This is a genomic window from Variovorax sp. 05T418, from assembly GCF_056396385.1.
In genome coordinates this window covers 43,630-54,156 of the sequence record NZ_JBFTLJ010000026.1, presented here as the reverse complement: position 1 = coordinate 54,156, position 10,527 = coordinate 43,630, and the positions used below count along the sequence as shown (strand labels likewise).

Below are 10,527 nucleotides of genomic sequence, written 5' to 3'. Positions count from 1 at the left end.
TTCACGATGTCCACCGAGCCGTCGGCCTTCTTCACCAGCCAGGTCCAGCCCGAGCCGAAGTTGCCCACGGCCGACTTCACGAAGGCTTCCTTGAAGGCGTCGTAGTTGCCCCACTTGGCATCGATGGCCTTGGCCAGCGCGCCCGTGGGGGCACCGCCGCCCTGGGGCTTCATGCAGCTCCAGAAGAAGGTGTGGTTCCAGATCTGGGCGGCGTTGTTGTAGATGCCGCCGCTGGACTTCTTGACGATGTCCTCGAGAGGCATCGACTCGAACTCGGTGCCCTTTTGCAGGTTGTTGAGGTTCACCACGTAGGCATTGTGGTGCTTGCCGTAGTGGTACTCGAGGGTCTCCTTCGAGTACTCGGGTGCCAGCGCGTCAAGGGCGTATGGCAGGGGTGGGAGCACATGTTCCATGGTTTTTTCTCGTGGGTTGGTTGTGGGGAATAAAGGATTCTAGAAAGGAATTACGCGCCCGGCGTCGGACGCGTTCCCGTTTTGCCGGGCACGACGGCCAGGTCGACCGAACCATCGGCGAGCCGCGCGACCACGGCATCGCCCGGGCTCAGCTTCTTGGCGCTGACGATCGCGCGGCCGTCGGGATCGGTGAGCCAGGCATAGCCGCGCTGGAGCACCAGCGCAGGATCGAGCAGCCGCAGGCGCAGGGCGACGCGTTCCAGCCGCTCGCGCCGCTGCGCCATCGCGCGCTCGAGCCTGAGCGGAAAATCGGCAGCAATCGCGCGCGGCACCTGGGCCAGGCGCTCGGCCCTGGACAGCAGCGCATAGCGCAGCCGCTGCGAATGATGCGCGAGCCGCAGCTGCTGGCGCGCCACCAGCCCGGAGGGCCGGCCCAGGCGCGCTGCCGCCTGGTCGAGGCGCTGCCCCAGTACATCGAGGCGCGCACCCAGTGCGCTGTCGAGCCGTTCATCCAGCAGATCGATCGCACCGAGCCACATCGCCTGGGGCGCGCTGACGAGCTCCGCCGCGGCCGTGGGCGTGGGCGCGCGCAGGTCGGCGCAGAAGTCGGCGATGGTGAAGTCGGTTTCGTGGCCGACGCCGCAGATCAGCGGAACCGGGCTTTGGACGATGGTGCGCGCCAGGGCTTCATCATTGAACGCCCAGAGATCCTCGATGGAGCCGCCGCCGCGCACCAGCAGGATCACGTCGACGGCCGGTTCCAGTGCGTACAGCGATTGCAGCGCGCGCACGAGTTCCGCCGGCGCGTTGGCGCCCTGCACCGCCGCCGGCGCCAGCACCACGGGAATGTGCGGCACGCGGCGCCGCAGCGCCGTGACCACGTCGTGCAGCGCCGCGGCGCCGAGCGAGGTGACGAGGCCGACCGCGCGCGGCATGACCGGCAGCGCCCGCTTGCGCTCCGGATCGAAGAGCCCTTCGGCCTCGAGCCGCGCCTTGCGCTGCAGGAATTGCTCGAACAGCGCGCCCTGGCCGGCGCGCTGCAGGCTTTCGACCACCAGTTGCAGGTCGCCGCGCGGTTCGTACACCGCGAGCCGCCCGCGCACTTCGACCTGGTCGCCGTCGCGCGGCGAAAAATCGAGCAGGCCCGCGGCGCGCCGGAACATCGCGCAGCGCAGCTGGCCGGACGAATCCTTGAGCGCGAAGTAACAATGTCCGCTCGACGCGCGCGAGAAGCCGGAAATCTCGCCGCGCACCGCGACCGGGTTGAAGCGCGCATCGAGCGCGTCGGCCACCGCCCGGCACAGCGCGCCCACAGCCCAGATCCGCGGGCCCGGCGTTGGATTCGAGTCACGCAGGTTCACAGGACACCCGCGCGGCCGGCGGCCACTCTTCCACAGTGGGTTGCCCCGCCTTGGTGCCGCGGTCCGGGCACGGAACAGGTGCACGGTTTGTCGTGCAAGCTGTTGATTTCATTGGAAAAAGAACTGCTCAAAATTCAATCGATCTAGCGGGAGGCCCGTCCCATGCGGGTCCGGACAACTTGCGCAGCGGGTTAATCACAAAGTTATCCACAGAATCTGTGCGTCTTCGCTGACATGCAAACAAGCCGCGTGGCGATGGTGGCCTCGGTGGATAATCGCCGCGCATTTGCAGTCTACGGGGCCGGAGGATTCCTTGTTTTCCATCATAGTTGCCGCGGGCTGGCCGATTTGGCCATTGCTCGCCTGTTCGATCATTGCGCTCGCCTTGGTTATCGAACGTTTCACAAGCCTCAAGACCGTGAGGGTCCTGCCGCCCAAGCTGCTCGACGAAGCCATCACCGTGTCGCACGGTTCCGTGCCGGGGCCCGACGTGGTGACCAAGCTCGAACGCAATTCGATGCTCGGCCAGGTGCTGGCCGCCGGCCTGCGGGCGCTCAACGCCAATCCGCGCTGCACCGAGGACGACCTGCGCGCCGCCATGGAGGCCTCGGGCCGCACCGTGGCGCACAAGCTGGAACGCTACCTGCCGGCGCTGGCCACCATTGCATCGGCGGCACCGCTGCTCGGCCTGTTGGGCACGGTCATCGGCATGATCGAGATCTTCGGCTCGCAGTCGCCCGGCAGCGGCGCGGTGGGCTCCGGGAACCCCGCGCAGTTGGCGCACGGCATTTCGATTGCGCTGTACAACACGGCTTTCGGCCTGATCGTGGCCATTCCGACGCTGATCTTCTGGCGCTATTTCCGCAGCCGGGTCGACGAATACCTGCTGAACCTCGAACTGTCGGGCGAGCGCTTCGCGCGCCATTTGAACGCATTGCGCAAATGATGGGCTTCGCATCGCTTGCAACTGCCTGCGCCACGCCGCCTCGCGGAGGCTTGCCATGAGCCGCGGCCGCATGCAGTTTCGCCACGGTGCGCGCGACGAGCCGGAGATCAACCTGATCCCGTTCATCGACGTGCTGCTGGTCATCCTGATCTTCCTGATGCTGTCGACCACCTACAGCAAGTTCACCGAAATGCAGCTTCGGCTGCCGACGGCGGACGTGGATTCGCAGCGCGACTATCCCAAGGAGGTGATCGTGGCGGTCTCCGCCGACGGCCGCTACTCGATCAACAAGAAGCCGGTGGCCGACCGCAACGTGGACACCGTGGCCGCCGCACTGGGCGCGGCCGCCACGGGCGGCAAGGACAGCGTGGTCATCATCAGCGCCGACGCCAGCAGCCCGCACCAGGCTGTGATCACGGTGATGGAAGCCGCTCGCCGCGTGGGACTGGTGCAGATCACGTTCGCAGCCCAGTCTTCGGCGCAGCAAGCAGGGCACTGAGTGCCGTCGCAGGGCCGCAGCACCATCGGCACGACCGGCCCGATCGCTGTGCCGGCCTCGCGGCTGCAGCGCGCCTGGCTGCATCGCGGCGCGCTGGCTTGCCTGCTGTGGCCCCTGTCGCTGCTCTACGCGGCGCTTTTCGGGCTGCGGCGCTGGCTCTACCGGATGGGATGGCGCACGACCGAACGCGTCCCGGTGCCGGTGATCGTGGTTGGCAACGTGGTTGCCGGCGGCGCGGGCAAGACGCCGGTCGTGATGGCGGTCGTGCGGCACCTGCAGGCCCGCGGGCTACAGGTTGGCGTGGTGTCGCGCGGCTACGGCCGCCGCACCGGCGACTGCCGCGAAGTGCTCGCCGAGAGCAACGCCCATGATGTCGGCGATGAACCGCTGCTGATTCGCCGCGCCACCGGCGTACCGGTGTTCGTGGCGCGGCGCCGCATCGAGGCCGCGCGCGCCCTGCTCGCCCGGCACCCGGCCACGCAGGTCATCGTGAGCGACGACGGGCTGCAGCACCTGGCGCTGGCGCGCGACATCGAGATCTGCGTGTTCGACGACCGCGGCGTGGGCAACGGCTGGCGGCTGCCCGCGGGTCCGCTGCGCGAGCGCTGGCCGCGCCCGTGCGACCTGGTGCTCCACAGCGGGGAACGTCCCGCCTTCAAGGGCGGCTACACCGCCACCCGTTCGCTCGCGCGCGACGCCGTGGCGAGCGACGGCAGACGCACGCCACTCGACGCTCTCGCCGGCGAACCGCTGATCGCGCTGGCGGCCATTGCGCGGCCCGAAGCGTTCTTCGGCATGCTGCGGGCACGCGGGCTGACGCTTGCCGAGACGATCGCCCTGCCGGACCACTACGATTTCGAAGGCTGGCAGCGCCCCGCCGGCACCGGGCAGCGCCTCGTCTGCACCGAAAAAGATGCCGTCAAGCTGTGGCCCAGGGCCCCCGACGCGCTGGCGGTGCCGCTGGACTTCGCACCCTCGCCGGAATTCTTCGCGGCGCTCGACGCAAAGCTATCATCGCTCGATGGATACCAAGCTGCTTGAACTGCTCGTCTGCCCCGTCACCAAGGGCCCGCTGACCTGGAACCCGGAGAAGCAGGAGCTCTGCTCGCGCAGCGCACGCCTGGCCTATCCGGTGCGCGACGGCATCCCCGTGCTGCTCGAGAACGAGGCCCGCACCCTGTCCGACGAAGAGCTGGGGCTGTGAGCTTCACCGTCCTGGTGCCGGCCCGGCTGGCTTCGACGCGGCTGCCCAACAAGCCGCTGGCCGACATTGCCGGCCTGCCCATGGTGGTGCGCGTGGCCCGGCGTGCCAGCCAATCCGGCGCCGCGCGCGTGGTGGTGGCGGGCGACGACGCGGCCATCGTCGAGGCCTGCGCAAGGCATGGCGTGGAAGCCATCCTGACCCGCCAGGACCACCCGAGCGGCTCCGACCGCCTGGCCGAAGCCTGCGAGCAACTGGGGCTGGACGGCAGCGACATCATCGTCAATGTCCAGGGCGACGAGCCGCTGATCGACCCTGCGCTCATCGACGCCGTGGCCTCCGCGCTGGCCGCCCACCCGGAAGCCGCCATGAGCACCGCGGCCCACGAGATCGACTCGCTCGACGACTTCCTGAACCCGAACGTGGTGAAGGCGGTGCTCGATGCGCAGGGCAATGCGCTGTACTTCAGCCGCGCGCCCATTCCGTGGTGGCGCGACGGTTCCGCCAACGGTGCGCCGCCTTCCGTGCTGCCCGCACCGGCGCCGCTGCGGCACATCGGCATCTATGGCTACCGCGCCGGCTTCGTGCGCAGCTTTCCTTCGCTGGCACCCGCACCCGTCGAGGCCACCGAAGCGCTCGAACAACTGCGCGCGCTGTGGCACGGGCATCGCATCGCGGTGCACGTCAGCCATGTCGCGCCGGGGCCTGGCGTCGATACTCCCGCAGACCTCGAGCGCGTGCGCGCGGTCTTCGCCGCCGATCCGGCGCGCTGAAAAAGTGCGCTGCTGCGAGGGCGGCAGCGGAAATTCTTCACGCTGTCGCATGCTATCCTCGACGCAATTCCGCCTTGCCCCGCTCCCGGGCTGACGCTGGGCGCGACACAAGATCGAAGAACCCTCCGAGGACACCATGAGACTAATTTTGCTGGGCGCGCCCGGGGCGGGCAAAGGCACGCAAGCAGCCTTCATCTGCCAGAAATACGGCATTCCTCAGATTTCGACCGGCGACATGCTGCGCGCCGCCGTCAAGGCCGGCACCCCGCTCGGGCAGCAGGCCAAGGCCGTCATGGAGTCCGGCGGGCTCGTGAGCGACGACCTGATCATCAACCTTGTGAAGGAACGCATCGCGCAGCCCGATTGCGCCGGCGGTTTCCTGTTCGACGGCTTCCCGCGCACCATTCCGCAGGCCGACGCCATGAAGGCGGCCGGCGTCAAGCTCGACTACGTGCTCGAAATCGACGTGCCGTTCAGCGACATCATCGAACGCATGAGCGGCCGCCGCTCGCATCCTGCGTCGGGCCGTACCTACCACGTCAAGTTCAATCCGCCCAAGGTCGAAGGCAAGGACGACATCACGGGCGAAGACCTGATCCAGCGCAAGGACGACGAGGAAGAAACCGTGCGCAAGCGGCTCGAGGTCTACAGCCAGCAGACGCGTCCGCTGGTCGACTACTACTCGGCCTGGGCCAAGGCCGATCCGGCCTCGGCGCCGAAGTACCGCGCCATCCAGGGCGTGGGCAGCGTCGAAGAGATCAAGCAGCGCGCACTCGCGGCCCTCAGCAGCTGAATCTCGTCGGCTGCGCGCGGCCGCCGTTCAGGCGGCCACCGTTTCCATCAGTTCCAGCATCAGCGCGATGCGCGCCTTGACGGGCGTGAGCGCACCGGCGTCCCGCAGCGGATCGCCGGACTTCGGCAGGATGCGTCCGTTTGCGCAGCGGGTGGCACGCAGCACCGCCACGCCGGCATCCTGAGCCCGCAGCGCCGCAGCCTCCAGCGCATGGTGCACCGTGCCATTGCCGGTCGCGGCCACGACCAGCCCGCGAACCGGCTCGGCAACGCCCGATGCCCGCTCCTGCAGCAGCAGGTCGACGAGCGCGCCGCTTGCACCCGCATGGCTGGTGACGATCTCGACCCGGGGCCAGCGCACCGCCGCGCCTGCCTTTGGCTCAGGAATTTTCGGGACCGCGCCCATCGGCTGCGGCCAGTCGCGCAGGCGCCGCACTGCCCCCTCTTCCACATAGCCGACCGGCCCGGCATCGCCCGATGAAAACGCGTCGGGGCGGTAGGTGTGCACCTTCTGCACATCGAGCGCGCCGTGGATGGCACCCGCGCAGACCACCGTCACGCCGTGCGCCGCCGGCGTGGCCGCCACGGCGATGGCATCGCGCAGGTTCTGCGGACCGTCGGGCGAAAGCGAACTGGCCGGGCGCATGGCGCAGGTCAGCACCACGGGCTTGCCGGCCGCAAGCACCGCCTGGAGGAAGAAAGCCGTTTCCTCGATGGTGTCGGTGCCGTGCGTGATCACCACGCCCGCCACGTCGGCCTCGGCCAGCCAGGAGGCGCAGCGCCTGGCGAGCTGCAGCCAGACGTCGAAAGCCATGTCCTTGCTGTCGAGCTGCGCCACCTGCTCCGCCACGAGCGCCAGCCCTGCGGGCGCATCGATGCCGCCGAGCAGGTCCGCCACACCCACTTCTCCGGCGGTGTAGCCGATGTTGTCGGCACCGCTCGCGGCCCGGCCTGCGATGGTGCCGCCGGTGCCCAGGACCACGATGCGCCGCAGGCCGGAGGAAAGGGAATTAACCATGGGTTGCCAACTTTTAAAAACTGGTTAAAAATACAGGTACTGGATATTCAGCCAGTGCCGCAAGGAACCACATATGCAGTTCGCCGTGAAGCTTACCGCCCGCCAGCAGCAGATCCTGGACTTGATCCAGAGCGCCATCGCCCGTACCGGCGCGCCGCCTACGCGGGCCGAAATCGCCAATGAGCTGGGTTTCAAGTCGGCCAATGCCGCCGAGGAGCACCTGCAGGCCCTGGCCCGCAAGGGCGTGATCGAACTCGTGAGCGGCACTTCGCGCGGCATCCGGCTCAAGGGCGACGCGCTGCGTTCGCTCAACGAGTCGCGCCACCGCGAAGGCGGCCAGTTCTCCCTCTCGCTGCCCGGCATGTCGCAGCTCGCGCTGCCCCTCATCGGCCGTGTGGCGGCGGGCTCGCCAATCCTCGCGCAAGAGCACGTCGACCAGACCTACTACGTCGAGAACACGCTGTTCCAGCGCCAGCCCGACTACCTGCTCAAGGTGCGCGGCATGTCCATGCGCGATGCCGGCATCATGGACGGCGACCTGCTCGCGGTCCAGGCCACCAAGGAGGCGCGCAACGGCCAGATCGTGGTGGCACGCCTGGGCGACGAGGTCACGGTCAAGCGCCTCAAGCGCAACAAGCAGGTCATCGAGCTGCACGCTGAAAACCCCGACTACCCGACCATCGTGGTCCAGCCCGGCGAGCCCTTCGAGATCGAAGGCCTGGCGGTGGGCCTCATCCGCAACACCATGCTGATGTAGGCCGCGCGGCCTGCACCCCATCCGGCCGCAACAGGTGGCGGGCGTATGGCGCTTTGTCGCCATCACCCTGTTGCGTCCATTCAAAGAAATCCTGCCTGTGTTCAACCTCAGACTTTTTTGGAGTTCACATGGGAATCGCCCTCCTCGCCATCGCTGATTTGTGGATGCCGCTGCAATCGCTTGCAAGCCGGCTGCTGCCAGCGCGCCGCCCGGCCCGTCGCGACGCCGCCGGCACATCCGCCGGGTTGCGCTACGTCGCGGTCCGGCCGGCCTGCACGGCCCGCGCGCAGGCGGCAGCGCCCAGCGCAGCGCCGGCGCCCGTGCGGCCGCTGCGCGTCATCCGGGTGGTCGACGGCCGCCAAGGCGACAAACGCAGCACCAACCGCATGGTGATCTCGGGCCGCATGGCCGATGTCTGCGCCGAGCTCGACCGGCTGGCGGCACTCGAGGCGATGGAAGCCATCAGCCCCTCGCCCCGCTCCACCCAGCTGCACTGAACCCGTGCACCCCCGGTGACCGCTACCCGGGGTGGGTATCCAAACGTTCACACGCGCGCCATGCCAATGCTGCGAGGCACAATGGCACGCCATGAACATTGTGATCCTCGACGATTACCAGGACGCCGTGCGCAAGCTGCGCTGCGCCGCCAAGCTGGACGCGTATGCAGCCAAGGTCTACACCAACACGGTCAAGGGCATCGGGCAGCTCTCGGTGCGGCTGAAGGATGCCGACGTGATCGTGCTGATCCGCGAGCGCACCCACATCTCTCGCCAGCTGATCGAAAAGCTCCCCAAGCTCAAGCTCATTTCGCAGACCGGGCGCGTGGGCGGCCATATCGATGTCACGGCCTGCACGGAGCGCGGCGTGGCGGTGGCCGAGGGCACCGGCTCGCCGCAGGCGCCTGCCGAGCTGACCTGGGCACTGATCATGGCGGCCATGCGCCGCCTGCCGCAGTACATCAGCAACCTCAAGCACGGGGCCTGGCAGCAATCGGGGCTCAAGTCGGCCTCCATGCCGCCCAATTTCGGGCTGGGCTCGGTGCTCAAGGGCAAGACGCTCTGCATCTGGGGCTACGGCCGCATCGGCCAGCTGGTGGCGCGCTACGGACAGGCCTTCGGCATGCAGGTGGTGATCTGGGGGCGCGAGGCAAGCTGTGCCAAGGCACGCTCCGACGGCTTCCAGGTGGCGCAGAACCGCCACGAGTTCTTCGCCGCGGCCGACGTGCTGTCGGTGCATCTGCGGCTCAACGAGGAAACCACCGGTCTGGTCAAGCTCGAGGATCTTTCGCGCATGAAGCCGACCGCGCTCTTCGTCAACACCTCGCGCGCCGAACTGGTCGAGGCCGATGCGCTGCTTGCTGCGCTCAACCGCGGCCGGCCCGGACTGGCGGCGGTCGACGTGTTCGAGAGCGAGCCGCCGCTGCAGGGCCATGCGCTGCTGCGGCTGGAGAACTGCATCTGCACGCCGCACATCGGCTATGTCGAGCAGGACAGCTACGAAAGCTATTTCGGCCAGGCTTTCGACAATGTCGTGAGCTTCATCAAGGGCAACCCCACCAACATCGTGAACCCCGGCGCGCTGCAGGTTCGCCGGTGAATCCATGAGCCGCCGGGCCGCGCCCCGGGGCGCACTGTGGGCCTTGCTGGCCGGCAATTTCGTGATCGGCACGGGCGTGATGGTGGTGCCCGGCACGCTCAATGAAATCAGCGCGTCGCTGTCTGTCTCTGTGGCGACTGCGGGCCAGCTGATCACGGTGGCCGCGGTCGTGATGTGCCTGGGCGCGCCGCTGCTGGCGGCAGCTGTCGCAGGCTGGGACCGCCGCCAGCTGCTCGCCCTCACCCTGCTCTGGTACGCGGCCGGGCATGCCATTGCGGCGCTGATGCCGAGCTTCGGTGCCCTGCTGCCGGTGCGCATGCTCACGGTGGTGGCGCCCGCCATCTTCACGCCCCAGGCTGCGGCCTGCGCCGGCATGCTGGTGCCGCCGGAGCATCGCGGCCGCGCCGTGACTTTCGTCTTCCTGGGCTGGTCGCTGGCCTCGGTGCTCGGGCTGCCCATCGGTGCGCTGGTGGGCGGCCATCTCGGCTGGCGCATGGCTTTCGGAGCGATCGCGCTGCTGAGCATCGCCAGTGCGGCATCGATCTGGCTGACCCTGCCGCAGGGCATCCGCCCCGCGGCGCTGACGGCGGCCGCCTGGGCGCGCGTGCTGCGCAGCCCGGTGCTGATGGGCATCGTCTCGGTCACAGCGCTGCAGGGGGCTGGCCAGTTCGTGCTGTTCAGCTATTTCGGGCCGATCCTGAAGCGGGACTTCGGCGCGGACCCCACCATGCTGAGCCTGATGTGGGCGCTGTTCGGCGTGTTCGGCCTTGCGGGCAACATGCTCGTGAGCCGGTTCATCGACCGCGTGGGCGCGGGCCGCATGGTGCTGCTGACGAGTTCGCTGATCGCGCTGAGCCTCTTCCTTTGGCCATGGGCCGGTACGCTGCCGTGGCTGGCGGCGGTGCTCGTGCCCTGGGGGCTGGGCTGCTTCGCGACCAATTCGGCGCAGCAGGCGCGGCTGGTCGGCCTGGCCCCCGCGCTCGCGCCGGGCTCGGTGGCGCTGAACAGTTCCGGCATCTATGTCGGCCAGGCGGTGGGTGCCGGGCTGGGTGGATGGCTGCTTGCCAACGACGCGGTCGCGTGGATGAACTGGGCCGGTTTTGCCCTGCTGCTCGCGGCCATCGGCCTGAGCGTGGCCATCGACCGCAGCCGCCGGCCGGCCTGACCGCGC

General features: G+C 68.6%; 13 protein-coding genes. 10 read left to right on the top strand and 3 right to left on the bottom strand.

Going from position 1 to position 10,527, the window contains the following annotated elements; genetic code table 11:
- Together AC1DMS_RS30565 and xseA are read right to left on the bottom strand one after the other, a co-directional pair.
- Window positions 1-413: superoxide dismutase (locus AC1DMS_RS30565; protein ID WP_478182088.1), on the bottom strand; the 413-nt coding region annotated here is incomplete at its 3' end.
- A gap of 50 nt (window positions 414-463) precedes the next feature.
- Complete coding sequence (gene xseA, locus AC1DMS_RS30560; RefSeq protein ID WP_012747751.1) at window positions 464-1,774, bottom strand: exodeoxyribonuclease VII large subunit; 1,311 nt, start codon at window positions 1,772-1,774, stop codon at window positions 464-466.
- Window positions 1,775-2,087: 313 nt separating this feature from the next.
- Between xseA and AC1DMS_RS30555 the strand changes: the two genes are divergently transcribed.
- The 6 genes from AC1DMS_RS30555 (at window position 2,088) to adk (ending at window position 5,986) form a co-directional block, all read left to right on the top strand.
- Entirely contained in the window at window positions 2,088-2,720 is a 633-nt protein-coding gene (locus AC1DMS_RS30555) for a MotA/TolQ/ExbB proton channel family protein (protein ID WP_012747750.1), read from the top strand.
- A gap of 70 nt (window positions 2,721-2,790) precedes the next feature.
- Window positions 2,791-3,219 carry an ExbD/TolR family protein gene (locus tag AC1DMS_RS30550; RefSeq protein ID WP_026284063.1) on the top strand — a complete coding sequence of 143 codons (429 nt, stop codon included), beginning with the start codon at window positions 2,791-2,793 and terminating at the stop codon, window positions 3,217-3,219.
- A gap of 24 nt (window positions 3,220-3,243) precedes the next feature.
- Complete coding sequence (lpxK, locus tag AC1DMS_RS30545) at window positions 3,244-4,260, top strand: tetraacyldisaccharide 4'-kinase (protein WP_208856322.1); 1,017 nt, start codon at window positions 3,244-3,246, stop codon at window positions 4,258-4,260.
- Window positions 4,241-4,423 (top strand): Trm112 family protein, encoded by a 183-nt coding sequence (locus AC1DMS_RS30540; RefSeq protein WP_007836935.1) that lies wholly within the window; start codon window positions 4,241-4,243, stop codon window positions 4,421-4,423. The genes lpxK and AC1DMS_RS30540 overlap by 20 nt, the downstream gene beginning before the upstream one ends.
- Window positions 4,420-5,193 (top strand): 3-deoxy-manno-octulosonate cytidylyltransferase, encoded by a 774-nt coding sequence (kdsB, locus tag AC1DMS_RS30535; protein WP_012747747.1) that lies wholly within the window; start codon window positions 4,420-4,422, stop codon window positions 5,191-5,193. The genes AC1DMS_RS30540 and kdsB overlap by 4 nt, the downstream gene beginning before the upstream one ends.
- A gap of 136 nt (window positions 5,194-5,329) precedes the next feature.
- The gene (gene adk / locus AC1DMS_RS30530; protein ID WP_012747746.1) at window positions 5,330-5,986 is read left to right on the top strand and encodes an adenylate kinase; all 657 of its coding nucleotides are present in this window, start codon (window positions 5,330-5,332) and stop codon (window positions 5,984-5,986) included.
- 27 nt (window positions 5,987-6,013) lie between these two features.
- Here the strand turns inward: adk and AC1DMS_RS30525 are convergent, their stop codons facing one another.
- Entirely contained in the window at window positions 6,014-7,003 is a 990-nt protein-coding gene (locus AC1DMS_RS30525) for an asparaginase (protein WP_012747745.1), read from the bottom strand.
- 73 nt (window positions 7,004-7,076) lie between these two features.
- Here AC1DMS_RS30525 and lexA point away from each other — a divergent pair, with 73 nt between their 5' ends.
- The 4 genes from lexA to AC1DMS_RS30505 all read left to right on the top strand — a co-directional run bounded on the left by lexA (window position 7,077) and on the right by AC1DMS_RS30505 (window position 10,521).
- Window positions 7,077-7,760: a transcriptional repressor LexA gene (gene lexA / locus AC1DMS_RS30520; RefSeq protein ID WP_012747744.1), complete on the top strand. Its 684-nt coding sequence runs from the start codon at window positions 7,077-7,079 to the stop codon at window positions 7,758-7,760.
- A 128-nt stretch (window positions 7,761-7,888) separates the two neighbouring features.
- Entirely contained in the window at window positions 7,889-8,257 is a 369-nt protein-coding gene (locus AC1DMS_RS30515; RefSeq protein WP_012747743.1) for a hypothetical protein, read from the top strand.
- Between the two features lie 91 nt (window positions 8,258-8,348).
- Window positions 8,349-9,356, top strand: coding sequence for a D-2-hydroxyacid dehydrogenase family protein (locus tag AC1DMS_RS30510; RefSeq protein WP_012747742.1), 1,008 nt, complete (start codon window positions 8,349-8,351; stop codon window positions 9,354-9,356).
- Between the two features lie 4 nt (window positions 9,357-9,360).
- Window positions 9,361-10,521, top strand: coding sequence for an MFS transporter (locus AC1DMS_RS30505; protein WP_012747741.1), 1,161 nt, complete (start codon window positions 9,361-9,363; stop codon window positions 10,519-10,521).
- Window positions 10,522-10,527 lie beyond the last annotated feature (6 nt).